Genomic DNA, 26,454 nt, shown 5'->3' on the forward strand with positions numbered 1-26,454 from the left:
GGTCAGCCCCTGAGTGATTGGGTCGCCGCCGGGGGCTGGCGGTAGGGTTTGGCGGAGCCCGCCGCGCGGGTGCTGGCCCTGTAGCTCAGGGGATAGAGCAGTGGTTTCCTAAACCATGTGTCGGAAGTTCGAATCTTCCCAGGGTCGCCAGTACAGGTTGGAAATGCCGGGGCTCCGACCGGACAACAGACGCCCGTCCCCCTTGGTGGGGACGGGCGTCTGGCGCGTTCTGTTCAGACCGCTCAGGCTTGGGTGTTGGCGGCCTTCTCGAGGTCGGCCGGGTCGATGGCCTTGATCTGCTCGACCAGCTGGTCGAGCTGGGTGCCGTTCAGCAGGCCGGCCTGGCGGAAGACCAGCACGCCGTCGCGGAAGCCCATGATCGTGGGGATCGAGGTGATCTCGAGGGCGGCCGCGAGGTCGCGCTCCTCCTCGGTGTCCACCTTGGCGAAGGTGACGCCCTCGTGGCGGCCGGCGGCCTCCTCGTAGATGGGCGCGAAACGCATGCACGGGCCACACCAGGAGGCCCAGAAGTCGACGAGGACGACGGAGCTGTCCTTGACGGTGGTGGCGAAGGTGTCCTTGTTCAGGGCGACGGGCATGTCTGTCCTCTCGGGTTGGGCGCGCCGCATTCGGCGCCTACATGCGGTTCAACGGTGCCCGGCACCAGACTATTCCGAGGCGCGCTGCAGGGACGCGATGATGTCGTCCCCGATCCGCGACAGCAGCGTGCCGCTGCGCACCGGACGTCCCGCGACGGTCGTGACCAGCGCAGAGAGCCCGGGCAGCACCTCGCTGGGATCGGCGGCGGCCTGGGCCAGCAGGGGGTTTGAGCCGTCTGGCCACTGCACCGTCAGCTTCTCCCAGGTGCGCAGCCAACCCTCGGCGATCTCCGAGGTGGACGGGACCCCGAAGAAGTGCCCGACCGGGGCGTGGTGGCGCAGGGCGACCAGCGGTGAGTCGAGGTAGATGAGAGCGAGGCGCATCCGGGCGTCCAGGTCACGTCTGCTTTCGCGGGTCCCCCGGACCGCCCAGGAGCAGGGGTTGGGGCAGGTCGCGCCAACGTCCGGGCGCTCGCCCGCGTCGATCGTCTCGTGGTTCATCGCGCAGACGGCCAGGGTGTCGCCCAGACGGGAGTGGAACTTGTCGAGGTAGCTGGTGTAGCCGGGAACGTCGCCACTGCAGGCATTCAGCGACCGCTTGGCGGTTTGGCGCATCGCCGAGTTGTGCGGGCACGCGGGGTCGGTCGTCCCCCAGCGCTCCCCCACGTACTCGCCCATGTGCAGCGGATCGCCGCCGTGTCCGAGCGTCGACTCCCATCCCAGCTGGCACAGGTATTCACCGAGCAGGTGGGCGGTGACGACCAGCGCCTGCGGCTCCTGGCGCTCGCCGCGCAGGTCGATCACCTCCAGCATCAGCTCGTACAGGGGGACGAGCGAGCCCAGAGCACCTCGATGAGGGTCCCGGGGTTCGGCGGGGAAGGCGCAGGCGGCGAGGTCATTCGCCCACGACCGCTCGGGGACCGTGGCGGCCAGTTCGACGAAGTCCTCCGCATCGAGGGCCAGCACCCGGACCGCGATCTCCGCGAGGCGGCTGGCCTCGAGGATGGCGGGGTCGGTGTCGCCGGCGCCGATCCGTAGCCGGAGCAGGTGCGCCGCGGCGTCGTACCAGTGCGAATGGCACAGGGTCACCAGCGCTCGTGCGGAGATGGCCTGCAGGGTGGAGGTGGGGCTCATCAACTGGCGGAGACGAACAGGCCGTCGCACACGTGGATGGCGAGGTCACATTCGGGGGATCCGGCGACGGAGACCACGACCCGACGCGCCTCCTGCCGGGCGGAGAAACGGACACCGGGACGCAGGCCGACCTCGGCCAGAAGGGCGAGGGTGTCGGCGTCCGCCTGGACGTTCTCGCTCATCCGGCGCAGGTCGAAGTCACCGTCGGCGGTCTTCAGCGCCTCGCTGAGGGGGACGACCCCCTCGCGGAAAGCGGGCACCTCCTGCACCCCCCCGAGGGCGTCGAGGCCGGGGATGGGGTTGCCGTAGGGGGATTCAGTGGGCTCGTGCAGGATCGCGACCAGCTTCTGCTCCACCTCTTCGCTGATCACGTGCTCCCAGCGGCAGGCCTCGTCGTGCACCAGGCTCCAGTCCAGGCCGATCACGTCGACCAGCAGACGCTCGGCCAAGCGGTGCTTGCGCATGACGGCCTCGGCGAGGTGGCTTCCTTGGTCGGTGAGCTCGATTCGGCGGTCCTCGTGGACGGTGAGCAGGCCGTCGCGCTCCATCCGGGCGACGGTCTGGGAGACCGTCGGACCGCTCTGGTGCAGGCGTTCGGCGATGCGTGCGCGCAGGGGTGGGACGCCCTCCTCGACCAGCTCGTAGACGGTGCGCAGGTACATCTCGGTGGTGTCGATGAGATCGCTCATGTGGTTCTCCTGCGCGACGGGGCTGGTGGGGACAGGGCAACCATATATTCCCCCGCAACATGGCCCGCCACGTCACCGCTTGCCCGGCGATGGTTGGGTACGAAGGTTGGGCACGAAGGCGGGTGCAGCCCCCAGCTTCGCCAAAATCGCCACGTCAGGGGGATTCGGCCCCCCAGCGGGACCGGATTGCTCTCACGTGGCGATTTTGGCGGAACTCAGAGCCAGACCCCGCGGCGGAGCACCCGCAACAGGCGTCCAGAAGGGTCCAGCAGGCAGGCGTCGGCCCGTCGCCCCGGGGCCAGCGCGCCCACGTCGGCAAGCCCGTGGACGCGGGCCGGCGTGACCGAGGCCATCATCACCACGTCCTCGATGGGGATGCCGAGCCCGACGACGAACTGGACGGCCGCGCTCATGGTGAGGGTGGAACCGGCGATGGGCCCCCGGGAGCCGTCCGCCTGGACGATCCGGGCGACGCCGTCGGTGACGCGGACGTCGAGCGCGCCCAGACGGTAGTCACCGTCGGGTTGGCCGGTCGCGCTCATCGCGTCGGTCACCAGGATCGTCCGCTGGGGCCCGGCGGCGGTGATGGCCATGGCGACCACCTCCGGCGCGAGGTGCACCCCGTCACAGATCAGTTCGACGGCGACGCGCTCGTCAGCGAGCAGCACCGGCACCGGTCCGGGGCGGCGGTGATGGACCGACGGCATGGCGTTGAACAGGTGCGTGGCAACGATGGCCCCAGCATTCACGGCCGAGCGGGTGGTGGCCGCGTCGGCGTCGCTGTGCCCAATGGCCGCGACGATGCCACGTTGCGCCAGCCAGGTGACCGCCTCGACTCCCCCGGCCAGTTCGGGTGCGAGGGTGACCATCGCGATCGTCCCGGCGGCCGCTTCGAGCAAACGCTCCAGACATTCGATGGTCGGGTCACACAGCAAGGACGCCTCGTGCGCACCCTTGCGCTCCTCGGCGAGGAAGGGACCCTCCAGGTGGATGCCGCCCACCTCGCCCATCTCGACCAATGGCCGCAACCGGGAGATCTGCGCGACGATCTCGTCGATGGGCGCGGTCACGGTGGACGCGAAGACGGTCGTGGACCCGTGGAGTCGGTGGAACTCGATCGCCGCGAGGACGGCGTCCGGGTCGGGGCTGGTGAAGTCCACGCCAGCCCCGCCGTGGCAGTGGGTGTCGACGAAACCGGGGACGAGCACCCCGTCCAACACCTCGGTGTCGGGGGCAATGCCCGGCGAAACGGAGACGATCCGGTCGTCGGTGATGGTGAGCGTGGCTGGACCATCACCGCCGACCACGCCGGTGATGACGCGCCCGGCGGCGAGTCTCATCGATTGAAGGCCACGATCCCGGCCGCCAGCAGGCTCAGCAGACCGGCGCCGACGAGCGCCCAGAAGGTGCCGCTGCGGTTGGCCGTCGAGGCGGTCGTATCGGTGGCTGCGGCGCTGGCCGAGGCGGACGGACTGGCCGAACCGCTGCTGGCCGTCGACGGGGACGGGGCGGTGCCGACGTCGACGAGTGTCGTGGGGACGGTGGTGTCGACCAGTTGCACGGGGGTCGACTGGTTCGCGGCGACCAGTCCGGTGCCGGACAGGGCGTGGGCGATGGCCTGTCCGCTGGCGCCGTCGGTCAGCTTGGCGGCGGCCTGCCGGGTGAAGGTCTCGCCGTCGTAGACGATGACGGAGTTGAGGGTGCGCAGCACCAGGTCGGTGCCGTCGGTGGTGTAGACGGCGTCGGTGACCCACTCGGGTGCGTCCGCGGTGCGGGTGAGTTCATTGGTGATGCCGCCCGACGTGGGGGTGGTGGAGGTGCGGTAGATGCCGGGGTTGTCGCCGGAGGTGATGACGTAGATGCGTCCGTTCGGGCTCACGGTCATCGCGGCCGCGTCGTGCGCGCCGTCGGGATAGACCAGCTCGTACTTCGTCGTGGTGGCGCTTCCAACGGCCGGGAAGGTCACGGCGTACACGTCCACCGCTTGCCGGGTCCGTGCGGCGTCCCCGATGTCGCCGACGAACAACCGGCCGCCGCGTATCGTCAGCGCCTGCACGGAGGTGGGCGTCACATCCAGGGTGAGTTTGCCCTGCACGGCGCCGTCCGACCCGATGGCCTGGATGGTGCCCGAGGAGTCGGTCGCCCACCACACGTTCTGGCTGGTGTCGGCGGCCAGGCCAGTGACCTGGGTGACCTTCGCATCGACGGAGGTGTTGGCCAGCGCGGGCAGCGCGGCCCCGAGCACGGCGAGGACCATCAGGACGACGAGCGTGCCGGTGACGATCATCTTTCGGGAGCGCGGATTCACCCGGCCACTCTATTCGGCCGGTGGCCGGGGTTTACGGTGGCGTCATGGGTGAGTTGCGGATGTGGGCGATCGACGTGGAGACCGTGCGCCAGCTGACGCCCGCCTCTCCCATGTTGGCCGGACGGCTGCGCAGCATCGCCGCGCAGAACTTCCGCGTCCCCGAGGTGGAGGGACGAAGCGTCGGGTTGTTGTCGAAGCTCGGCCCGCTGGTGCGCACACCGCACCATGCGCCGCGCCTGCCGCCGGGAATGCCATCCCACAACGACGTCGAACACCTGGTCGCGGGTCGTTTCGTCACACCCGACCAGCTGCCGAAGGCGTGGACGATCCTGACCGTGTGGCTGGACGACCTGGCCTGGGGCGGCGCCCGGATCAGCATCGACAACCTGGACGAGAACGAGCTCGATCTGGCCCGCGCCGGGCTGCCGGCCGAGTACGGCATCCGTCGGCTGCTGTCGCGGGACGCGGAGTTACGCGTCCGCCCGTTGCAGGGGACGAAGGTCGGCCACGCCACCCACGAGCACGTCTGCGCCACGGCCGATCAACTCGCGGCGATCGTCGACACGGTCGAGCACCGTTCGTCCGTCGTCGCCGGGCAGGTGTTCGACCATCTGCGCCGCTACCGCGGCTGGGCGGCCGAGGCCCGGGCGGTTGGACGCCCGGACCCCGACCTGTTCGCCGTCCTCAGTTAGATCGGCTGGGTTGACCCCGCTCAGCTGGGGTCGATCACCATCAGCAGGTCGCCGCCCTCGAGCTGGGTGGTCGTGGCGACCACGACGCGCGAGATGGTGCCCGACACCGGGGCGGTGATCGCGGCCTCCATCTTCATCGCCTCGATCGTCGCCACCGCTTCGCCGGCCTTGACCTGCGCGCCCTGCGGCACGCTCACCGTGACGGCACCAGCGAAGGGGGCTGCGACGTGGCCGGGGTTCTTGGCGTCGGCCTTCTCGACCGCCGCGAGCTCGGCCTTGATCGACTTGTCCCGCACGCGGACGGGACGCATCTGGCCGTTCATCGTCGCGTGGACGGTGCGCTTGGCCTTCTTGTCGGCCTCGCTGATCGCCTCCAGCGCGAACAGCAGGCTGACACCCTTGTCGAGGCTGACGACGGTCTCCACGTCCCGCTCCAGGCCGTAGAGGTAGGGCAGGGTCGGGACGGCGGACAGGTCGCCGTAGTTGTCGCGGTAGTCGTCGAAGTCCTTGGTGGGGCCGGGGAAGAGCAGCCGGTTCAAGGTCTCCTGACGGGTGCGTCCGCCCTCCTCGAGCTTGGCCAGGTCGTCCGCGGGAACCTCGGTGATGCGCACCGGGGCCTTGCGCCCCTGCAGCGCCTTCGAGCGGAAGGGCTCGGGCCAACCGCCCTCGGGCTGGCCGAGCTCACCGTTCAGGAAGCCGATCACCGAGTCGGGGATGTCGAACTTGTTGGGGTCGGCCTCGAAGTCCTTCGGGTCGGCGCCGACGGCCACCAGGTGCAGGGCCAGGTCGCCGACGACCTTGGAGCTCGGGGTGACCTTGGTCGGGCGTCCGAGGATCTTGTCCGCGGCGGCGTAGGTCGACTCGATCTGCTCGAACTTGTCGCCCAGGCCCAGCGCGATCGCCTGCTGGCGGAGGTTGGACAGCTGGCCGCCGGGGATCTCGTGGTCGTACACGCGTCCGGTCGGCGAAGGCAGACCCGACTCGAAGGGGTGGTAGACCTTGCGGACCGCCTCCCAGTAGGGCTCCAGGTCGGTGACAGCCCGGGAATCCAGCTTGGTGGCGGCGTCGGTGTGCTGCAGCGCGAACACCAGCGCGGACGCGGACGGCTGCGAGGTGGTCGCCGACATCGGGGCGCTGGCCACGTCGACGATGTCGACGTCGTGGCGGATCGCGTCCAGCAGGGTCGCGAGCTGGCCACCGGCGGTGTCGTGGGTGTGCAGGGCCAGCGGGACGTCGGGGAACTCGTCCCGCAATGCCTGGACGAGCTTCGCCGCGGCCGGGGGACGCAGCAGGCCTGCCATGTCCTTGATGGCCAGGATGTGCGCGCCCGCCCCGACGCACTTGCGCGCCAGGTTGACGTAGTAGTCGAGGGTGTAGATCGTCTCGGCCGGGTCGGACAGGTCGCCGGTGTAGCACAGCGCCACCTCCGCGACCGCGGTGCCGGTCTCGACGACCGCCTCGATCGCCGGACGCATCTGCTCGACGTCGTTCAGGGCGTCGAAGATGCGGAAGATGTCGATGCCGCAGGCGGCGGCCTCCTGGACGAAGGCACGGGTCACCTCGACCGGGTAGGGGGTGTAGCCGACGGTGTTGCGGCCCCGCAGCAGCATCTGCAGGCACAGGTTCGGCATCGCCGCACGCAGCTGGGCGAGGCGCTCCCAGGGGTCCTCACCGAGGAAGCGCAGCGCGACGTCGTAGGTCGCACCACCCCAGCACTCGACGGAGAACAGCTCGGGCAGCATCCGCGAGTAGTAGGGCGCGACGGTCAGCAGGTCACGGGTGCGGACGCGCGTCGCGAGCAGCGACTGGTGCGCGTCGCGGAAGGTGGTGTCGGTCACCTCGACGCCGGACTGGTGGCGCACCTGCTTGGCGAACTCGGCCGGGCCCAGTTCCAGCAGGCGCTGGCGGGAACCGGGCTTGGGTTCCTCGGTGAGGTTGATGCCGGCGGGCAGCTTCGCGGACGGGTCGAGCGCGGTGAGCGGTTCGCCGTTGGGCTTGTTGACCGTGGTCTCCGCCAGCCAGCGCAGCATCTTCGTGCCGCGGTCGGCGGGCGTCCGGGCGGTGAGCAGGTAGGGACGTTCCTCGATGAAGGAGGTCGCCAGGTCACCGGCCTCGAAGGCGGGCTCGTCGAGCACCGCGCGCAGGAAGGGGATGTTCGTGCTCACGCCGCGGATGCGGAACTCGGTCAGGGCACGGCGCGCGCGGCGGATGGCGGTGTTGAAGTCGCGTCCGCGGGCGGTGACCTTCACCAGCATGGAGTCGAAGTGTCCGCTGATCTCCACGCCGGTGGCGACCGTGCCGCCGTCCAGGCGGATGCCCGCGCCGGAGGCGCTGCGGTAGGCGGTGATGGTGCCGGTGTCGGGGCGGAACTGGTTCTGCGGGTCTTCGGTGGTGATGCGGCACTGCAGGGCGGCGCCGCGAATCTCGAGGGTCTCCTGCGACAGGCCGAGGTCTTCGAGGGTCTCGCCCTCGCAGATGCGCATCTGGGCCTGCACCAGGTCGACGTCGGTGATCTCCTCGGTGACCGTGTGCTCCACCTGGATGCGGGGGTTCATCTCGATGAAGTGGTGCTCGCCGGCGCGCGGTCCGTCGGTCTCGACGAGGAACTCCACGGTTCCGGCGCAGGAGTAGTTGATCGACCGGGCAAACTTCACCGCGTCGCTGGTGAGGGCCTCGCGCAGCTCGTCCGAGATGTTCGGCGCGGGGGCGATCTCGATCACCTTCTGGTGGCGGCGCTGGATGGAGCAGTCGCGCTCGAACAGGTGCATCACATTGCCCTGCTGGTCGGCCAGGATCTGCACCTCGATGTGGCGGGGGCGCTGGACGGCCTGCTCGATGAACACGGTCGGGTCGCCGAAGGCCGACTCGGCCTCACGCATGGCGGCGCCCAGGGCGTCGCGCAGTTCACCGGGGGTGTTGACGCGACGCATGCCGCGGCCACCACCTCCGGCGACGGCCTTCACGAAGACGGGGAAGCCGACCTCGTCTGCCTGCTCGACGAGCCAGTCGACGTCGGTGGACGGCTCGCAGGAGCGCAGGGTGGGGATGCCGGCGGCGCGGGCGGCGCCGAGGGCACGGACCTTGTTGCCCGCGAGTTCGAGCACCTGCGGGGGCGGCCCGATGAAGGTGATGCCGTTGTCGGCGCAGGCCTGGGCCAGGTCGGGGTTCTCCGACAGGAAGCCGTAACCGGGGTAGACGGCGTCGGCGCCGGACTCCTTCGCGACGCGGATGATCTCGTCGATGTCGAGGTAGGCGCGCACCGGGCGGCCCTGCTCGCCGATGAGGTACGACTCGTCCGCCTTGACGCGGTGCTCCGAATTGCGGTCTTCATAGGGGTAGACGGCAACGGTGCGTCGGCCGAGCTCATAGGCGGCTCGGAAGGCGCGGACGGCGATCTCGCCACGGTTGGCGACCAGGACCTTGTTGAACATGGCGCCCAAGATATCCAGTGAGATCGGTCACCAAACAGGGGTCTCGCCGTTGGACGCGGGCTGGCGGTTTGGTCCCGGACGTGCTCACCGCTGATCCGGGAACGGTCAGCAGATGCCGAGCTGGCGGGCGACCGCATCCCCTCCGATGGCACGGATCGCGGCGGGATCACCGACGACGACCAAACGGTCGGTGGCGCGGGAGAGCCCGACGTAGAGCATCTCGGCGGCGCGCTCTCGGTCGGCCGTGACGTTCACACACACGACGACCGCGCGACGCTCCAGGCCCTTGACGCCCAGAACGTGGGAGTAGAAGACGTCGTCCCCACTCCAGAAGTCGTCCCAGTACTGCTCGGGCCCCAGCGACTCCTGGCGCTCGACCTGCACCGGGTGGCGCTTGCCGAGGGTGATCAGGGCGATGTCCTCGGCGCGCCAGCCCTCGTCGAACAGCGCGTCGACCTGTTCGTCCGCGACGTCGATCGCCTCGTCCACGCTGCTGGGGACGAAGGTGACCTCGGGGCCGTCGCTGCCGCGCAGGTCCATGCGCGGTGCGAGCGGGGCGAAGGCGCGGGCGATCTGACGGGTGTTGCGCAGGTTGTGGTCGAGGACGAGCGGGACGAGGGCGATCGGCGGGGCACCGAAGCGGGCGAAGATGCGCTGTCGTTCGTCGGTGTAGACGTACAGGCCACTGGACGACTCGTCGCGCAGGGCGGCCAGGACGGGAGCCCACCAGGCGTCGGCGAAGTCCTGCGACTCGTCGACGACGATGGCGTCGAACCTCTGCTCGTCCGAGAGTTCGGCGGCTTTCGCCGTCATGAGTTCAGGCAGACGGCGCTCCCAGAAGTCGGAGTCGTCGCGGGTGGACATCTCGATGCCCCACTTGCGTCCGAGTTCCTCGTAGGAGCCGACGAAGGCGGGCTGCTTGCCCTTGGACCCGACGCACAGTTCGCGGCGCAGGAAGTTGGCCAGGCCGTAGGTGTAGCAGAGGACGGCGACGCGTTGCCGCGTTCCCTCGGGGTGCAGCCGTCCGCTGGCAAGGTCTCGCGCCTGTTGCATCGCCAGCACGGTCTTGCCGCTGCCCGCGCCGCCGCGGATCTCGACGCGGTTGAGCAGGCGGGTGACCTTCAGCAGGTTCGCCTGTTCGAGGGTGAGGCGTTGGGCGGCCTCGGCGCGTTCGGCGGCCACGGCGACGACGTCACGGGCGGGCAGGTTGCGGCCGGCGAGGATCTCGGCGACCAGGTCGACGTCGTCTCGGGTGGGGGCCAGCGCGTCGCTTCGGTACTGGCCGGTGGTGCGCCAGATGCGCTCGCCGAGGGACGCCTGGTCTTCGGACCCGCTCACCTGCCAGCGCGGGCAGTCGGGGGTCTTGAAATCGGGGTCGAGCGGTGTGCGTGGCAGGACGACGTGATGGCTCCACCGGATGCGCTTGCGGGAGCCCCAACGCGGGTCGGACTCGACGTAGTTGCGCAGCGCGTAGGTGGCGTCGCGGGCCTGGTCGACGGGGTGGATCGGCTTGTCACCGCTGCCCTGGTCGAGACGCCAGTCGGTGCCGTCGTGCCAGACGTGGCCGCCCTTCACCTCGATGGTGACGATGCCGGAGCGGGGGATCAGCGCCAGCAGGTCGACCTCGTGGTCCTTGGTCTGGTCGGAGATCCGCAGGTTGGCGAGCACCATCGCTTCGTCGTCGAGTTGGCGAACGAGGTGGTCGTGGACGTCCTGCTCCGACGGCGTCGTGAACCGGGGCACGGAGGAGGGGGCTCTGGCGGCCATGCCGATGTTCAACCGGACGAGCGTCCAGTCGAAGCAATGAACGAGCACAACGCCAAGCTTTGGAACCAGCTGAACGGCAAGTGAAGGCTGGCATCGATCACCAACTCCGCGACGGCCTTGGGATCCAGCGGCCACCGCACGTCGGCGACGACCTCCATGCAAAGCGGTGTCGTCGACGCCGGTGAACTTCACCGCATCCCAGCCACGCTGCTCGATGAGATGCACGACCCTTGACGCCGGCCTTCGCCAGCATCGATGGCGCACCACTAGCGGCCTCGGTGGGCTTGCTGGAAGGGGAAGCCCCAGCGGAACAAGTTATTTGGTTGCACTTACATCTGCAACTACTCTAGGTTGATGCAAGGAGGTAGTGAACCATGACCACCACAGCCACCCCTGAACGCCTCATCCTCAACGCTTCCCAGACCGACACTGTCCAGCGTGTCCTCGACGAGATCAGCGACGACGCCGTCGAACTGCAGGTGCTCAACACATCCGGTACTCAGCCCATGCCCGCCGAGATGGTGAACCTCCTGCGTCAGGTGCTTGAGACCGTGGCCCGTGGCGGCAGCATCGTGATCGGATCTTTGCCCGATGAGCTCACGACTTCGGTCGCAGCCCAGCAACTGGGCATTTCCCGACAAGCCCTGATGAAGATGATCCAGTCCGGCAAGATCCCAGCTCACAAGGTGGGGTCACACCATCGCCTGTTGGCCAAGGACGTGCTGGACGCCCGACGAGCCCGCCAGGAGCGGGAGCGCGAAGCGGCTCTCAAGCTGCTGGAGATGGGCGAAGACTAGAGCTGGTCATCCGCGCACAAACCGCTGCCGTCCTTTAGATTCTCCATGGGATCTGGAGGGCGGCAGCACGTGCTGGTGGACGCCAACGTTCTTTATCCCAAGACACTGCGTGACTGGCTGGCCCTGCTCTACAGCCAAGGTGGCTCGGACATGTTCACGGTCTATTGGACCGACGACATCCTCACCGAGACGGCCTATCACCTCCGCCGAGATCACGCCCTCTGGGAAGGGCGCCACATCACCACGATCATCGACCAGATCCGAACCACCTTCGAGGTGGGTCGCGTCGAGGACTACAGCCCACAGGCGGACATCCCGCTCAACGACCCCCATGATGCGCACGTGCATGCTGCCGCCATTGCCTGCTCAGCGGACATCGTCCTCACCCATGACTCCGGATTCCGTGACAAGGAGGACGACCTCCCTTACGTGGTCTACACGGCGGACGAGTTCTTCCTGCTGGTCGACCAGAGCAACCTCGAGTTACGAGACAGGTCATTGAACTGCAACAGGATTACTGGGTGCGGAAGCATGGCGAGGCGAACCTCGTCCAAGCTCTGAAGCTCAACGGTTGCCCACAGTTTGCGGAACGTGTGCGAGAACACCAGACGGGCGTACGCCGCAGCAAAGACTGAAAGTGGGCAATCCGCACCCTGCGCGCCATCCTGCTCAGTCCACGCCCCAGGTCACCTGGTCGCCAAAGTCCGCAGGGGCGTACCGGACGGCCAGCCACTGAAGGTCAGGGTTCTCGTCCCGAATGGCGAGCCAACCCTCCGCGCACTGGCCGACAGAGATCCGCCGTGAGGGATAGGGGGGCGCCCAGCCCTTGTCGGCGGGAAAATCGTCGATCCGCACCCACATCCCCTCTTGCCCACCCTCCCCATCACGAACGAGCACCGACCACGGGTTGCTACTGACGCGGGTGGTCCCGTCGCTGTTCTGGCCGGGGTGCGCCGAGGTGTAGCACACGCGCACTTTCCAGCCATGACTGATGCCGTCCTGGCCAGCCGCAAAGCGCAGGAAGGTGACGTCAAAATAGGTGAGATGCGCGGTCTTCCCCTGTGCCAGCGAGAGTGTCTGCGAGTGGTTCGCTGCTGACTCGTGCGTTACAGCCGGACGCGCTGTACTGGGCACGCTTGGCGTTGCGCCGGCGGCCGTGGAGACGTTCGCCGCTGCGGTCGTGCCGACCGATGGGGTTGCGCTGGCGGTGGACGCGGACGCTGAAGGTGACGAGGTGGTCTGCGAGCTCTCATCAGCCTTCGTAGCTGATGTCTGATCCGCATCGGACGTCTTGCCCTGACAGCCCAGGAGCACGACGGCAAGCAACGAAACAGTCAGCAACGCCAAGAGGCGCTCGCGAGAGTGGGTCACCTGCTGAACGCTACAGGCGAGTTCGCCCACCATGACGACCATGACGGGCAATCAGCTGACCGACGATCAACTGGACCGGGCGCTGGGCGTGGTGCTCGCGTCCGCCGCGGGTGATGCGCTGGGCGCGGGTTATGAGTTCAAGCCTGGCTGGTCCGGGGCACCGGAGCCCGCGATGATCGGCGGCGGACTGGGGAACTTCGAGCCCGGGGAGTGGACCGACGACACCACGATGGCGTGGGCGATCCTGGAGCCGGCATCCCGGGGGCTGGACCTGCGGACGTCCGAGGGACTCACGGCCGTGGCGCGGAACTTCATCACCTGGGCGCGCAGCGGGCCGGCCGACATCGGGGTGCAGACCAGCAGGTTGTTGTCAGGGCTGGGGGCGGACACTCCTTGCGACGTCTTGTTGGAACGGTCGCGGGCATTGCACGAACAGTCCGGGCGCACGGCCGGGAACGGGTCCCTGATGCGGACCGGGGTGGTCGCGCTCCCTACCTGCACGACGAGGACGCGCTGGCCGACGCGGCAGCGGCGGTGGCGCGGTTGACGGACTGGGACGAGCTGAACGTCGAGGCGTGCGTGCTGTGGTGGTGCGCGATCCGGAAGGCGGTGCTGGACGCGGAGTTGGACGTCCGGGCCGGGCTGGGACGGCTGGCTGCCGACCGCCGGGCGTACTGGGAGGCGCGGATCAACGAGGCGGAATCCCAACCTCCGCGCGCCTTCGAGCGCGGCAACGGGTTCGTGGTGACGGCCCTGCAGGCGGCGTGGGCGGCGATCGTCCAGACACCGGTCCCCGAGGACGATCCGTCGCAACACCTCGCGGATGCGTTGGCCGCTGCCGTCCGGATCGGGCAGGACACCGACACCGTCGCCTGCATCGCGGGACAGCTCCTGGGAGCGAGGTGGGGTGCCTCCGCGGGCCCGGGCGAGTGGCGGCGGGTGTTGCACGGGTATCCGGGGATCGGCGGGGACGACTTGGTCGAGGTGGGACGCAAGGCGCTACGCGCCTGACCCTGATCGCTCCATCTTCAATCACTTGCGCGGCAAGTTGCGATTCCACGCGGGATGCCACGTGTGGATCAGATCCGACTTGAGGCCGTCCGCTTCGACCACCGATTCCGTTGCACGCCACCACCACGTGACCTCGCGACCGGCGACGATCGCCGAATTCAGCAGGCGATTGACTCGCACCCGCGGGCTGTGGATGCTGGCCGCCTTGGACGGAGGAACATAGGTGAAGTCGTTGTATGCCCGTGCGAACTGCGCGCCCTGCACCATGTGCAGCAGATGGCTCGCGCGGCCGACGTAGACCACTTCGTCACCAACTGCCCAGGCGTGGACGCCTGGGGCCAGTGGCGCGCTGGTTGCCACGCCAAGGCGACAGAAGGGACCGCCGTCCGGCACCTCGGGATGAACGACATTCAGCTGGGTGGCGACCACGCTCGAATGACGGAAGCCTGCCCGAGACAGATCATTGCTGGTCGCCATCGAGTCCAACCCCACGGACGTCGTGCGCATCCTGATCTGTCTCCTGCGCCTCGTTCGCGAGCTCTTCCTCCACGATGGCAACGACATCAACCACGTCTTCCTCAGACCCCTCGACCAGCGCAACATGCGGCAGCGGAATGCCGTACTTGTCGCGCAGGAAGCGCTCTCGATAGAAGTGGTCGGATGCATCTGCCACGGCGCTGAGCATGCGGGCGTTCATGCCCGCCCCCACAGCCACTCCAATCACGGGGATCGCCTGCGCGAGCTTCTTCTGGGTGAGCCGTACGCCAAGCACTTGGTAGACCTTTTGCACCACCTGAACCGCGGCACGTTCGTTCAGCTCTCTCCACGTCGCGCGGTGTGCAAGGTCCTGCATCACCTTGTTGAGCTGCTGGTACACGCCGTTCTTCGCCGTGCTTGTCCCGGCCAGAGCGAAGCCCATCACCTCGGCCGCGATGACACTCTCTCCCGGCAGCGAAGTGTCGTACCCGTAGTACGCGGCGGTATGGGCAATGGCGCGCTGGCAGGCCGCCATCATCGCAGCGGTGTCAGCCGCCATGACGCCGACAATGGTGCCGACGCCGGGAGCGGACCCCGCCCCGCCAGCAGCTAGCCCTACGGCAGCCAGCGCGGTACCGCCGGTCAGCGCGGCGCCCGCCGCTGCTCCTTCCGCTGTTGCAGCAAGCGTGTAGCCGAGGTCCAACCGAGGCTTGACCAGAAGGACCTCTCGCAGATCCAAACCCCGTACTTCCTCCAGGCCCGAGAGCTCGAAACCGTGTTTGGTGTAGGTCTTGAGGACTGCTTCGCGACGGACGGATGCCTCCGCAACCTTGCCCACCAGTTGCAAGAGGGATTGGCTCGAGGCCGCGAAGGCCGAGGCCACTGCGTTCGCGCCAGGTGCCTTGGCTGCGAGGTCCTTCGTGCGGACGACGACGTCTTTGCCACGTCCGACGGCCCCTTGGACCCTCTTGGGCAGTTGCCGTCGGGTCGTCCGCTTCTCGTGCCACGCCATCACCTCGTCCCACTGACGTCGGTCGAAGTCGGTCAAGCCATCGAGCACTGCAGAATCACTCGTCATTGAGAGAACCTCCAAGGGGTGTTGGGGATGACCATAGGGCAGGGCTAGGTGTCAGCGTGGGGCGTGGCTCCACTGTCTCAGGAGCGCGTCAGGTGTGCTGCGCGAAGTCCGGCACCTCCCCAACCGGCATGGGCCGGATCCGGAAGTCTGGGCCATGAGCATGACCCCTCCTGAACCAGTGACCTCCAACCACCTTCGACCTATGCCGGGGTCTTCCTAGCCCAGGTCCCATCCGCGGTGAGCCCGAAGCACGGCGCGATTCGCGAGCGTGCCAGGGCCAAGCCACCAAACCGGTGCGGGTGGATCTGAAGAGTAACTGAGCCGGCCTTGGGCACTCACTGCGCAGCACCAATCAAGCCACTTCCGGGCGGTCTAGCATGTCAATTCCGAAGTCGAGGTTGATCGACTGAACGTCTGAGGACCAGATGCCTATCCCCCCATCCCCCGGCCACCGCTTGTCTCCCTTCGAAAGCAATCTGGTGGAACTGGTTCGCGCGCGACACTCCGTGCTGCTGGTAGAAACACAAGAGAGCGAGCGGGTCATCGATGCTGTCAAGAGGTTGACCGCAAGCGACGAATTCCCCCGGCGACGTGCCGTGCGTCTCTACACGCTCACCAAGGGTCTGCATCTCCCCGACGAGCCGGGCGGGCGCCGCCTCACCCCTGAGGACGCTCTTGCTCAGGCGGCTAGGGTGCCCGAGCCGACGATCTTCGTCTTCCACGACCTTCACCACCAGCTGGGCGCCACCGGCCGCCCACCCGAGCCAGTGCTGGTACGCACCATCCTCGATACTGCCGTGCAGTTCAAGACGGGGCCGGTGCCGCACACGTTGATCATCGTGGCTCCGTCCCTCGAGCTCCCTGCCGAGTTAGAGAAGATCACCACGGTCGTGGATCTGCCGTACCCCGACACAGCCGAGATAGAGGCGGCGCTTGACACGATCATCTCGGCGAACCGCGAGGCCATTACCGTCCGGCTCTCCCAGGATGAACGAGAGAGGCTCGTTCAGGCGGCCCAAGGGTTGACTCTGTGGGAGGCCGATAACGCGTTTGCCCGAGCGATCGTTACTGACCGAGTACTGGACAGTGGGGACATCGAGCTGATTCTTGAGGAAAAGCGTCAGACGATCCGCAAATCAGGGTTGCTGGAGTTCATCCCCCCACGTGCGTCCTTGGCAGATGTCGGTGGTCTCGACAACTTGAAGCGGTGGCTCGTCAAGCGCGATGGAGCTTGGTTGCCCGAAGCGGAGCTTTGGTCGCTGCCTGCGCCAAAGGGTCTGCTCGTGACTGGCGTGCCGGGCTGCGGCAAGTCGTTGACCGCGGCGGCCGTCTCTAGCCAGTGGGGCCTGCCCCTGTTGCGCCTGGATGTCGGGCGGGTCTTCGCCGGACTCGTTGGATCCAGCGAGCAGAACATGCGCCAGGCCCTGAAGCTCGCCGAAGCGGTCGCGCCGTCGATCCTGTGGATCGACGAGATCGAGAAGGGTTTCGGATCGGGATCTGCCGGCGACTCCGGCACCAGCCAGCGCGTGTTCGGATCATTCTTGACCTGGATGCAGGAGAAGAAGAAGCCAGTGTTCGTGATGGCGACAGCCAACAAGATCGACGCGCTCCCCCCAGAATTCCTGCGCAAGGGCCGATTCGATGAGATCTTCTTCGTGGACCTGCCGACACAGCATGAGCGTGAGGAGATTTGGCGGTTGCACCTCACGCGCCGCTTGACGGAAGGCCCTCGTGCTGCTGGTGGAATGGAGCTGACGCCGCAGCTGCAGTCGAGGTTGGCCGAGGAGAGTGAGAGCTTCTCCGGGGCGGAGATCGCCCAAGCCGTCATCAGCGCCTGTTTCGAGGCATTCTCAGAGCGGCGCCCCTTGGAAGTCGGTGACCTGCTCCGCGCGATTGAGACGACGATTCCGCTGGCCGTCACCCAATCCGAACAGGTCAACAGGATCCGTGAGTGGGCAGGCAAGCGCGCGGTGGCAGCGACCTCGGCGGATGCCAGGGATCGGTACAGCTCGAGCGCCCCAGCTGACCCTGAGGACGTTGCGTCTTGGCGCGGCGGCCGGTCGATCGACTTCTAGGAGCACCTGCCGTGAGCATCGAAGCACTTCTGATACCACTCGGGATGGCCGCAGCCTCCGCCCTGGTCAAGGCCCTGGATTCCGACGCATGCGAGAAATGTCGGGCCACCAGGCTCGCGGACCTCGGGCTGCTCGTCGAATCACTTCACGAAATGGGCGCCCAAGTTGTCTACCACTCTGACCACGAGGTACTGGCCCTCAGCCAGTTCGGACCACTGACGTTCCAGCTGGTGGCGGGCGTGATTCTTGGTCGTGTCGACGGCGATGAGCACGCCACCGACGAGATGGTCGCGGCTCTGAATACCAGTGCTGGGCGAGTCGCCCAGGCGCGGACCGCACTTCTGCTAGAGCAGCGAGCCACCGAATTGGGCTACCAACTGGTTTCCAGTGAGGACGCCGATGGTTGCCTTACCTATGTCTTCGAAGAGGTCACTGTATGAAGCGGCTCACCGTCACCATCCGCCCCGACGGCTCCATCCTCGCCGATGCACAGGATCGACCTGGCCCCAGCTGTTTGGAGGCCATCGATGACCTCAAGCGCATGACGGGTGGTCAGATCGTGGAATCACGAGCTACGGCTTCCTTCTACGGCACCGAGACAGAGCAGGTCGACCAGCTGAACCTCACCTATCGACAGGACCTCGCATGACAGCACCCCGCACACCCGAAGAGAAGCTCAGCAGCCGCAGCTGGCGGTTCCAGCACAGCCTCTGGACGCTCAGTTCATGGGCCACGATCGGCTTCCTTGCTTGGGCGGGATTTCTATACGTTGGCGTCAAGTCGCGGAACAAGCGCTTAATAATTGCATCCGCCATCTGGGCGGTGCTCGGGTTCGCGCTTATCCTCATCGTGGCAAAGACACCGAGCAGTGCAGAATCCCCTCTACCGGGTTTCGCCATGATCGCGTACTGGATCGGCTCAGTGATCCACCAAATGGTCCTCAACAAGGAGTGGCTGCGTTGGCGCGCTTACGCCAGCCCTTGGTACTCGGCAGAAACCGCTGTTCCAGCCATCCCCTCGGCATCCGTGATCGAAACACAGGTGCGTGACGCCTTGTCAGCGCCGGTCTCATACAGCTCCCATCCCCCCGCCGGGCCGGCCACCTTCATCGGGCAGGGAGGTGCGCCGCGTCCCCCAGTAGGATCGCAGAGTGTGTCCACCGCGCCCTTGGACGTGAACCGCAGCAGCGCCGAAGAACTCGTGGCGGTGATTGGCTTCACCCCTGCCGATGCACGAGCGATCGTGGCATCACGAGACCACATCGGCCCGTACCGCGATCCGCAGGATCTCGTGACTCGCGGCGTCCTGCCACCCCACGTATACATGAACGTCCGCGATCGTCTGACGGTAGCCAACGCGCCGTCGCTGCCACGAGTGAGCCGGCCAACCGAGGGACCTGTCCAAGGACGACGCCTTGAGTTCTGACCTCCGGGTTGGACGGGTGTTGCACGGCGTGTCTGCAGAGGGGCCGGGCCGCAGGACAGCCATCTGGACGCAGGGTTGCAGCATCAGATGTCATGGTTGCATCAACCCACACCTGTTCCCCGCGGCGGGTGGACACGACATGACTGTCGCGGAGATCATCCGAGGCGCTCTGGCGTCACAGGACGAGGGCATCACGATCCTTGGCGGTGAACCATTCGACCAAGCTGCGGCATGCGCTGCCCTCAGCCGCGCAGCCCAGGCTGGCGGGCTGGGCGTCATCTGCTTCACCGGCCACGTGATGGAGGATCTTGTCGACGATCCATCGGCCCAGGCGCTGCTCCAACACGTCGACCTCCTCGTCGATGGGCCATACATGGCAGATTCACCGGACGTTCGGCGCTCGCTGGTCGGATCCACGAATCAGCGATTCCATCACCTCACCACCCGGTACGCGGGTTACGAGCCCGATCAGACTCCCGACAGGCTAGAGGTCCGGATCGCCCGCGACGGGTCGGTCGAAGGAGCCGGCTTCCTGACCCAGCCGCAGCTTGAAGGTTTGGCCAGTGACCTCGGCTTGCGCCGAGTGCCCAGACGAACCCCGCAACCCCCAAACCCCGAGCAGACCGGTGCCCCGCCGTCCTCGGACGACGGGGCACCGGAGTAGGTCGTCAGTCGGGGACTTCCTCAGACTCCCCGGACGTCAGCTCGGGGAGTTCCTTGCCACCGAGAGCCTCGAACTTGGCCTGCATGGTCGGATTGTCCTTGGTGAGACGCTTCACCGAGACACCCTGCGCCTTGTCGTTGGCCAGACGGAGGTTCTTGTCGACGAGCCGAAGAGAGTCGCGCAGCTTGGTGAGCTGATCGATGATCCTGTCGATCTGGTCCATGCCCTTGGTGAAGTGGTCCGAGGCGTACCCGTAGTACTTGCCGAAGGCCGCCTGGAAGTCGAACAGGTTCTCCTCGAACTTGGTGATGTCGATGTTCTGCGCCTTCACCAGGGCCAGTTCCCGGCGGTAGCCGACCGCCCCAAGCGACGCATTGCGCAGCAGCGTGATCATCGGGATGAAGAACTGGGGGCGGATGACGTACATCTTCTCGAACCGGTGGGACATGTCGACGATGCCGCTGTTGAACAGCTCGCTGTCCGACTCCAGCATCGAGACCAGGACGGCGTACTCGCAGCCCTTCTCGCGACGATCCTTGTCGAGCTTGGCGAGGAAGTCCTCGTTGCGGTGCTTGGTCGCAGTCGTGTCCGACTCGTTCTTCATCTCGAACATGATCGAGACCGCCTCGACGCCGTCCTCGGTCAGCTCACGGAAGATGTAGTCACCCTTCGTCCCCGAGCTGGCGTCGTTGTCCTTCTCGAAGTAGGCCCGCGGGAAGGCCGTGGCCCGGATCCGCGTGAACTCGATCTCGCAGTGCTGCTCCAGCGTCTCGCCAACCATCTTGGTCGACAGCCGCGCCTTGAAGTCCCGCGCCTGCTTGATCTGCTCGTTGAGCTCCTTGATCTGCAGGTCGTAACGGTCCTTGGTGTTCCGCTCGGACGCGTCCTTCTCAACCCGAACCTGCTTCAACTCCGCCAAGGCCGCCTCGCGCTCCTTCTCGACGGCGGTGACGGCCTGGGTGCGGGCCAGCTCGGCCGCGGTGTCCTTGGCATCCAGCTCGGCGCGCAGCCGCTGGATCTCCGCGGACTTCTCGGCCTGGACAGTCCTGACTGCCAAGGTCTGCTCCGCCTTCGAGACCTTCTTCTCCTCGGCCAGCTCCTTCTTGATGGCGGCCAGTTCGGCAGCCACCTTGGCGTGCTGCTTCTCCACCTCCGACTTCGCCTTCTCGACAGCGAGCTGCACCTCAGCAGTACGCCGCTCTTCGGCCTCAGCCAGCCTGCCGGCAAGTGCCTCTTCGAAGGCAGCGTCGCGCACCTGCAGAGCGATCTGGGCGTAGGCGGCGTCATCGAGGTTGATCGACGCACCGCACTTGGGGCACTGAACGTTCATGGTGTTCCTCCTTCTGGAACAGGTGGTTTGGGTGAACTACTTCTGGAAGAGCACCGACTCGTGCTCGAAGTCGGGAGCGACCTCCATGACGAGGTCGGACGGATTGGCCACGCCGAACGCGATGGTGAACTTCGCCTCGCGTCCGTTGAGCACCTTGGTGCGGGGCGACTCCTTCAACTTCTCGGAGTCGTAGACCTGGCTGGCCTCCTCGTTGTTCGACTGGACGCTGGCGGTGAACAGCGTCGGATCCCACGCCGCACCGGTCTTGTTCACGATCCGCACCTCGAAGGCGACGTAGGTGTCGAAGCCGTCCGTGCCGGCGGCGTACTCACTGGGGACGTACTTCTTGGGCTTCCCGACGGTGACGGCCAGGCCGTCCTCCCAGGCGAAGGCCTCACCGAATAACGCCACGAGGTCTTCGGGGGCCTGGCTCTCGTCGAAGGTGCTCTCGGAGTAGGAGCTGGGCACCTCGTCCCAGGGAGTGCTGACCGTGCTGCCCTGGTTGGAGCCGGCACCGACATCCTCGGTGGACGTGGCCTGGACGCCACCGCAGCCCGCGAGGGCCAAGCTGATGACCGCGGCAGCGGCCAGAGTGCTGAACTTGCTCATCGTTGCTCCTGGGTTCGGAGTGCCGCTTGCGGGGTGCTGCGGCGATGCACCAACGATCGCCAAACCCTCCCCGGACTTCTCGGAACAAATTGATAACCCTCGTTATCATTGAGCATCTGCGGATCTGTCAGCCCGCTCCATACGGTGGCTGCACCACCAAGGAAGAGGCCCCATGCCAAGCCCCCACGCCACGCTCCTGACGCTTTCCCTCGCGCAGGTCGCTCGCCTGGCTGACGTCCAGCGGCCGGTGGTCACCATGTGGCGCAAGCGACCGCTCCCGAGCGCCGAGTTTCCGTCACCACTTCCCGACGGCCGATACGAGACCGAACAGGTGCTGACCTACCTGGAGAGGTCTGGCCGCGGCAACAATCCGCATGCCCGCGTCGACCTGGCCCTGCACTCGGTGCTCTCGCCCGGTACCCCCACGGAAGACATTGCGCAGCTCTTGGCGCTGGTGACTGCCCGATCGCTGGTCGGCCAACCACTCGCCGCTCTGCGCGCGGACGACCTGCTGGACGTGGTCGAGGAGGCTGACGGGGACGACGACTGGCTCTGGTCGGAGATGTCACGGGTTGACCTCGACCGGCTACCGGCCATCGCGGACGACCTGGTCGAAGCCGCCTGGACCCCAGCCGACGCGCACGACCGCCTCCTAGCGGAGCTTGACCGTCGCCAGTCCCGCGCACCCGCGCTGGCCCCAGCCCTGGTCACGCTGCTGGCCGACCTGGTCCGCGCCTCGGTGGTCCCCGAGGGCCAGCTGGTCGACGTTGCCGGTACCGCCACGGACGTCCTGCTGGAGCTCCTGCGCGACGAGGACCTTCCCGAGTTGGACGTCCAGTTGCCTGCGACCGGGGAGGCTACTCGCCGAGCTCGGCAGCGATACGAGGTGCGCGGCATCCACCCGCAATGCCCCGAGGCGGACGAATGGGACCTGCCGCCCGGCGGGGTCGCCGTCGTCCGCCTGCCGGATGACCCGGGGGCAGCCGTCGACCAGTTGTTCGACGTCCAGTCCGCGATGGCGCCCGGAGCGACTGCTTTGGCCATCGGTCCGGAGGCCGCCCTGGTGGGCCCCGCCGCCGAGGGGGACGACGGGCGAGCACGTCTGCTGGCGATGGAGGGCATCGTCCGCGCGATCGTCCGCCTGCCTCAGGGCCTCTTGGAACAGGGCGCTCACGAGTACCCCGGGCTGTGGGTGCTCGGCGCACCCGACCCCAAGCAACAGGCTGTCGCGAAGACAGGGGCGCGAGCAGGCTCCACCCGCCCCGGGAGCAGGACGAGCAGCCAAGCCGCAGAAGTGGTCCGGGTCGCCGACCTGTCCGGCATTCCCTTCACTGCCACGACCAGACAGCAACTGTTGGACGACCTGCTGGCCGCCTCCCGTCTGGACCAACGACGCGCCTTCCGCCTGCTGCACCGGGTGAGCCGTTCAACGCTGGCCAGTCAAGCAGGATCCCTGGTCGCCGGCGCTGGTTCGGGACGGGCTGAGCTGACGCCGTCGGCCACATCCGACCTGAACGCCGCGCGGGAACTGCTCGCCAAGCTCGATCAACCCCTCACCAACCCTCTCCACGGGCTCGCACCCCGCGCCACCGATGGCGGCGAACCACTCTTTCGCCGGTTGGGAGAACTGGCCGACTCGCCCCATGTCATCGTCCGTTCGGGGTCCCGGCAGACCGACTGGGACGACCTCCCCGCCGGCCCCACGAGGGTCTGGACAGCCGATGCGGTGGCCGCCAGGACGCCCCGGCTGCTGACGCTCCCCCAGGGCTCGGCGCCCCGCCTGACCCGGCACCGAACCCGTCCCGACGACGTGGTGTTCAACCCCACTGGAACGCCCGCCGCCGTGGTGGACGCGACTGGCGGCGCCTATATCGCGTCCCCGGCCCGGATCCTTCGCATCCACCCCGACGCCGATCTCTCCCCCCGCGCGGTGGCGGCGACGATCAACGAGCTCGGCCCGTCCAGCGGCGCGTGGCGCACCTGGCGGATGCCTCTCGCCCGTCGCCGTCGGGCGGGTGAGGATGCGCTGAAAACGTTGGACGACTATGAGAAACAGCTGCGCGACAGATTGTCACTGGTCGATGATCTGCGTCGGGTGATGGCGCGGTCGGTGTTGGGTGGCACGATGTCCCTTGCCCAGGTCTCCCCGGCCGCCCCCGAGCAGAAAGGCCACTGATGGCACGCCCCCGCAAGAACCAGGAGGCGCTGGTCCCCAGCACCACGAAGGAACTCAAGGACACCCTGTGGAAGGCCGCGGACAAGCTGCGCGGCTCGATGGATGCCTCCCAGTACAAGGACGTGGTGCTGGGCCTGGTCTTCCTGAAGTACGTCTCGGACGCCTTCACCGAGCGCGCGGGTCAGCTGGCCGCCGAGCTGACCGAGCAGGGCTACGACACGGAGGCCGTGGCGGACACCCTGGAAGACCGGGACGAGTACACCGGCGCGAACGTCTTCTGGGTGCACGAGGACGCCCGCTGGACCCAGCTGGTGCAGATGGCGAAGGTCAACGACGGGACGACCATCGGCCAGCGCCTCAACGAGGCGATGGACCTGCTGATGCACGACAACCCCTCGCTGGCGGGCACCCTGCCGCGGGTGTTCAACCAGTCCAGCGTCGACCAGCGCCGGTTGGCCGAGCTGCTGGACCTGCTGAACTCGCTGCAGTTCTCCGGCCAGGGGGCCGGGAGGGCGCGAGACCTGTTGGGCGAGGTCTACGAGTACTTCCTGGCGAAGTTCGCCCTGTCGGAGGGGCGCCGGGGCGGCGAGTTCTACACGCCCGCGAGCTTGGTCCGCACGATCGTCGAGGTGCTGCAGCCCCGTGAAGGACGGGTGTACGACCCCTGCTGCGGTTCGGGTGGCATGTTCGTGCAGGCGGAGAAGTTCCTCGCCGCGCACGACGAGGACCCGTCGAAGTTGTCGGTCTACGGCCAGGAGAATGTCGAGTCGACCTGGCGGATGGCGAAGATGAACCTCGCCATTCACGGGTTGAACGGCAACCTCGGCGCGCGCTGGGGTGACACCTTCGCGCTGGACCACCACCCCGGCATCCAGATGGACTTCGTGATGGCGAACCCGCCGTTCAACATCAAGGACTGGCACCGCCTCGAGAACGATGTCCGCTGGACCTATGGCGTGCCGCCGGAGAAGAACGCGAACTATGCGTGGCTGCAGCACATCGTCTCCAAGCTCAAGCCGTCCGGCTCGGCCGGCGTGGTGATGGCCAATGGCTCGATGACGTCGAACTCCGGTGGCGAGGGCGACATTCGCGCTCGGATGGTCGAGGACGACCTGGTCGCGTGCATGGTGGCCCTTCCGGAGAAGCTGTTCCGTTCGACCGGGATCCCGGTCTGCATCTGGTTCTTCGCGAAGGACAAGTCGGCGGGCAAGGGCGGCTCGGTCGATCGCCGCGGCGAGGTGTTGTTCATTGACGGCCGCAGCCTCGGCCACATGGTGACCCGCGCCGAGCGCGCCTTCAGCGACGCCGACATCAAGAAGATCGCCGACACCTACCACCTGTGGCGCGGCCTGGAGATCCTCGAACTGGGCACCAAGGACGCCGTTACGGAGGTGGGCGACGCATCCACGGCGCCCGAGCCGGGCATGGTGGCCGAGCCTGTCGAGGCCTACCAGGACATCCCCGGCTTCAGCCGCTCGGTCACACTCGCCGAGATCAAAGATGCGGGCTACGCCCTCACACCCGGACGCTACGTCGGCATGGCCGAAGCGGAAGCGGACGACGAACCACTGGACGAGAAGATCGCCCGCCTCACGGAGTTGCTGGAGCAGCAGTTCGCCGAGTCCGACCGCCGGCAGGCCGTCGTGCGCGAACAACTCGGGCGGCTGTGATGCGGGAATGGCCCAAGGTCAGCGCGGGCGAACTCCAAGCCTCAGGGAAACTACTCGTCGAGGACGGAAACCATGGCGAGTACCGCCCACGACCTCACGAGTTCACAGACCAGGGAGCGGCATACATTCGTGCCGCTGACCTCCGCGGCGGGGTCATTGACTTCAATGGAGCAGCCAAGATAACAGACTCTGCCCTTGGGAGAATCCGAAAGGGCATCGGGGAACCTCGGGATGTAATTCTCACCCACAAAGGCACGGTGGGAACCGTCGCAATTGCACCTTTCGATTGTCCGTCATACGTGTGCTCACCTCAGACGACATTCTGGCGCAGCCTCGACCCCCACCAGTTGTCCCAAGACTTCCTCTTCTACGTCGTTCGCTCTAGAAACTTCCAAGAGCAGCTCGATCGCGCCGCCCACCAAACCGACATGGCACCCTACGCGAGCCTGACGGATCAGAAGTCTCTCCAAATCCCCCTACCACCCCTCCCCGAGCAGCAGGCGATCGCGGAGGTGCTGGGGGCCCTGGACGACAAGATCGCCGCCAACCGCGCCCTCGACTCCACCATCGAGGAGCTGAGCGAGAGTCTTTACCGACGCGCAGTCGGCAACGCCGAAGAGACTGCCCCCTTCGGCAACTTCTTGAAGTTCTCCTACGGCAAGGCTCTCAAGTCCGAGGACAGGGTGCCGGGAGACGTTAAAGTGCTGGGAAGTGGTGGCGTCACGGGTTGGCATGATCGAGCCCTTGTCGACCATTCCGGCATCGTCGTGGGTCGCAAGGGCAGCATGGGGTCAGTTCACTGGGTCGACGGTCCCCACTTCCCGATCGACACGGCCTACTCGGTGGAGAACCTAACTCCGCTGCCCGACGCCTTTTGGCTATTCGCGCTGGCAAAGGCCGGTTTTCCTAGCATGAACTCAGATTCAGCGGTCCCAGGACTCAACCGTGACCGGGCGCTCGCCGTCCACACCCCGGTGCCTCTTGACACCGGCGAATTCAACGCAGTCGTTCCGCCTCTGTTTGAAACTAGGGCCGCGACCCAACGTGAGTCCGACTCCCTCTCGTCGCTTCGCGACACCCTGCTGCCAGCGCTGATGGACGGCACCATCCGGGTCAAGGACGCCGAGAAGGCCGTGAGTGACGTGATGTGA

The 26,454-nt window shown here is 67.0% G+C and carries 25 protein-coding genes and 1 tRNA gene; 14 read left to right on the forward strand and 12 right to left on the reverse strand.

Features of this window, described 5'->3' with window-relative positions:
• The first annotated feature begins 74 nt into the window (after positions 1-74).
• Positions 75-150, forward strand: a tRNA-Arg gene (locus tag ABD089_RS10505).
• Positions 151-242: 92 nt separating this feature from the next.
• On the opposite strand, the gene trxA is transcribed toward ABD089_RS10505, so the two are convergent.
• From trxA to ABD089_RS10530, 5 genes are all read right to left on the reverse strand, one after another.
• On the reverse strand, positions 243-599 hold the full coding sequence (gene trxA / locus ABD089_RS10510) for a thioredoxin (protein WP_343886332.1): 357 nt from the start codon (positions 597-599) through the stop codon (positions 243-245).
• Positions 600-668: 69 nt separating this feature from the next.
• Positions 669-1,733, reverse strand: a complete 1,065-nt coding sequence (locus ABD089_RS10515) for a hypothetical protein (RefSeq protein WP_343886334.1) — start codon at positions 1,731-1,733, stop codon at positions 669-671.
• Positions 1,733-2,422 (reverse strand): iron-dependent transcriptional repressor DtxR, encoded by a 690-nt coding sequence (locus tag ABD089_RS10520; protein WP_343886335.1) that lies wholly within the window; start codon positions 2,420-2,422, stop codon positions 1,733-1,735. Before ABD089_RS10520 ends, ABD089_RS10515 begins: the two co-directional genes overlap by 1 nt.
• A gap of 215 nt (positions 2,423-2,637) precedes the next feature.
• Complete coding sequence (gene nagA, locus ABD089_RS10525; protein ID WP_343886336.1) at positions 2,638-3,762, reverse strand: N-acetylglucosamine-6-phosphate deacetylase; 1,125 nt, start codon at positions 3,760-3,762, stop codon at positions 2,638-2,640.
• On the reverse strand, positions 3,759-4,730 hold the full coding sequence (locus tag ABD089_RS10530) for an NHL repeat-containing protein (protein WP_343886337.1): 972 nt from the start codon (positions 4,728-4,730) through the stop codon (positions 3,759-3,761). Before ABD089_RS10530 ends, nagA begins: the two co-directional genes overlap by 4 nt.
• A gap of 44 nt (positions 4,731-4,774) precedes the next feature.
• On the opposite strand from ABD089_RS10530, the gene ABD089_RS10535 reads away from it, so the two are divergent.
• The gene (locus ABD089_RS10535; protein ID WP_343886338.1) at positions 4,775-5,422 is read left to right on the forward strand and encodes a hypothetical protein; all 648 of its coding nucleotides are present in this window, start codon (positions 4,775-4,777) and stop codon (positions 5,420-5,422) included.
• A gap of 20 nt (positions 5,423-5,442) precedes the next feature.
• Here ABD089_RS10535 and ABD089_RS10540 read toward each other — a convergent pair whose 3' ends face one another.
• On the reverse strand, positions 5,443-8,853 hold the full coding sequence (locus ABD089_RS10540; RefSeq protein WP_343886339.1) for a pyruvate carboxylase: 3,411 nt from the start codon (positions 8,851-8,853) through the stop codon (positions 5,443-5,445).
• Positions 8,854-8,958: 105 nt separating this feature from the next.
• Complete coding sequence (locus ABD089_RS10545) at positions 8,959-10,668, reverse strand: nuclease-related domain-containing DEAD/DEAH box helicase (RefSeq protein ID WP_343886340.1); 1,710 nt, start codon at positions 10,666-10,668, stop codon at positions 8,959-8,961.
• A gap of 326 nt (positions 10,669-10,994) precedes the next feature.
• Here ABD089_RS10545 and ABD089_RS10550 point away from each other — a divergent pair, with 326 nt between their 5' ends.
• Together ABD089_RS10550 and ABD089_RS10555 are read left to right on the forward strand one after the other, a co-directional pair.
• On the forward strand, positions 10,995-11,417 hold the full coding sequence (locus tag ABD089_RS10550; RefSeq protein WP_343886341.1) for an excisionase family DNA-binding protein: 423 nt from the start codon (positions 10,995-10,997) through the stop codon (positions 11,415-11,417).
• A 45-nt stretch (positions 11,418-11,462) separates the two neighbouring features.
• Entirely contained in the window at positions 11,463-11,978 is a 516-nt protein-coding gene (locus ABD089_RS10555) for a PIN domain-containing protein (RefSeq protein WP_343886343.1), read from the forward strand.
• 108 nt (positions 11,979-12,086) lie between these two features.
• Here the strand turns inward: ABD089_RS10555 and ABD089_RS10560 are convergent, their stop codons facing one another.
• On the reverse strand, positions 12,087-12,830 hold the full coding sequence (locus ABD089_RS10560; protein WP_343886344.1) for a hypothetical protein: 744 nt from the start codon (positions 12,828-12,830) through the stop codon (positions 12,087-12,089).
• On the opposite strand from ABD089_RS10560, the gene ABD089_RS10565 reads away from it, so the two are divergent.
• A complete protein-coding gene (locus ABD089_RS10565) occupies positions 12,829-13,335 on the forward strand; it encodes an ADP-ribosylglycohydrolase family protein (RefSeq protein WP_343886345.1) in 507 nt (168 codons plus the stop codon). The genes ABD089_RS10560 and ABD089_RS10565 overlap by 2 nt on opposite strands.
• The gene (locus ABD089_RS10570) at positions 13,323-13,799 is read left to right on the forward strand and encodes an ADP-ribosylglycohydrolase family protein (protein WP_343886346.1); all 477 of its coding nucleotides are present in this window, start codon (positions 13,323-13,325) and stop codon (positions 13,797-13,799) included. The genes ABD089_RS10565 and ABD089_RS10570 overlap by 13 nt, the downstream gene beginning before the upstream one ends.
• A gap of 21 nt (positions 13,800-13,820) precedes the next feature.
• Here the strand turns inward: ABD089_RS10570 and ABD089_RS10575 are convergent, their stop codons facing one another.
• On the reverse strand, positions 13,821-14,276 hold the full coding sequence (locus ABD089_RS10575; protein WP_343886347.1) for a GIY-YIG nuclease family protein: 456 nt from the start codon (positions 14,274-14,276) through the stop codon (positions 13,821-13,823).
• Positions 14,260-15,354: an EcsC family protein gene (locus ABD089_RS10580; RefSeq protein WP_343886349.1), complete on the reverse strand. Its 1,095-nt coding sequence runs from the start codon at positions 15,352-15,354 to the stop codon at positions 14,260-14,262. Before ABD089_RS10580 ends, ABD089_RS10575 begins: the two co-directional genes overlap by 17 nt.
• 479 nt (positions 15,355-15,833) lie before the next feature.
• Here ABD089_RS10580 and ABD089_RS10585 point away from each other — a divergent pair, with 479 nt between their 5' ends.
• From ABD089_RS10585 to ABD089_RS10605, 5 genes are read left to right on the forward strand one after another with little or no spacing between them, the layout of a single operon-like run.
• Positions 15,834-17,429, forward strand: coding sequence for an AAA family ATPase (locus ABD089_RS10585; RefSeq protein ID WP_343886350.1), 1,596 nt, complete (start codon positions 15,834-15,836; stop codon positions 17,427-17,429).
• 11 nt (positions 17,430-17,440) lie between these two features.
• Positions 17,441-17,869, forward strand: a complete 429-nt coding sequence (locus tag ABD089_RS10590) for a hypothetical protein (RefSeq protein WP_343886351.1) — start codon at positions 17,441-17,443, stop codon at positions 17,867-17,869.
• Entirely contained in the window at positions 17,866-18,078 is a 213-nt protein-coding gene (locus ABD089_RS10595) for a DUF2997 domain-containing protein (RefSeq protein ID WP_343886352.1), read from the forward strand. The genes ABD089_RS10590 and ABD089_RS10595 overlap by 4 nt, the downstream gene beginning before the upstream one ends.
• Positions 18,075-18,854, forward strand: a complete 780-nt coding sequence (locus ABD089_RS10600; protein WP_343886353.1) for a ComEA family DNA-binding protein — start codon at positions 18,075-18,077, stop codon at positions 18,852-18,854. Before ABD089_RS10595 ends, ABD089_RS10600 begins: the two co-directional genes overlap by 4 nt.
• 28 nt (positions 18,855-18,882) lie before the next feature.
• Positions 18,883-19,518, forward strand: coding sequence for a 4Fe-4S single cluster domain-containing protein (locus tag ABD089_RS10605; RefSeq protein WP_343886445.1), 636 nt, complete (start codon positions 18,883-18,885; stop codon positions 19,516-19,518).
• A gap of 4 nt (positions 19,519-19,522) precedes the next feature.
• On the opposite strand, the gene ABD089_RS10610 is transcribed toward ABD089_RS10605, so the two are convergent.
• Positions 19,523-20,848, reverse strand: coding sequence for a DUF2130 domain-containing protein (locus ABD089_RS10610; protein WP_343886354.1), 1,326 nt, complete (start codon positions 20,846-20,848; stop codon positions 19,523-19,525).
• 36 nt (positions 20,849-20,884) lie between these two features.
• Positions 20,885-21,457, reverse strand: a complete 573-nt coding sequence (locus tag ABD089_RS10615; protein ID WP_343886355.1) for a hypothetical protein — start codon at positions 21,455-21,457, stop codon at positions 20,885-20,887.
• 172 nt (positions 21,458-21,629) lie between these two features.
• Between ABD089_RS10615 and ABD089_RS10620 the strand changes: the two genes are divergently transcribed.
• From ABD089_RS10620 to ABD089_RS10630, 3 genes are read left to right on the forward strand one after another with little or no spacing between them, the layout of a single operon-like run.
• Positions 21,630-23,633 (forward strand): hypothetical protein, encoded by a 2,004-nt coding sequence (locus tag ABD089_RS10620; RefSeq protein WP_343886356.1) that lies wholly within the window; start codon positions 21,630-21,632, stop codon positions 23,631-23,633.
• Positions 23,633-25,303: a class I SAM-dependent DNA methyltransferase gene (locus ABD089_RS10625; RefSeq protein WP_343886358.1), complete on the forward strand. Its 1,671-nt coding sequence runs from the start codon at positions 23,633-23,635 to the stop codon at positions 25,301-25,303. Before ABD089_RS10620 ends, ABD089_RS10625 begins: the two co-directional genes overlap by 1 nt.
• On the forward strand, positions 25,303-26,454 hold the full coding sequence (locus ABD089_RS10630) for a restriction endonuclease subunit S (RefSeq protein WP_343886359.1): 1,152 nt from the start codon (positions 25,303-25,305) through the stop codon (positions 26,452-26,454). Before ABD089_RS10625 ends, ABD089_RS10630 begins: the two co-directional genes overlap by 1 nt.

The sequence above is a fragment of the Luteococcus sanguinis genome (genome assembly GCF_039527675.1).
In the GTDB taxonomy this organism is placed as follows: domain Bacteria; phylum Actinomycetota; class Actinomycetes; order Propionibacteriales; family Propionibacteriaceae; genus Luteococcus; species Luteococcus sanguinis.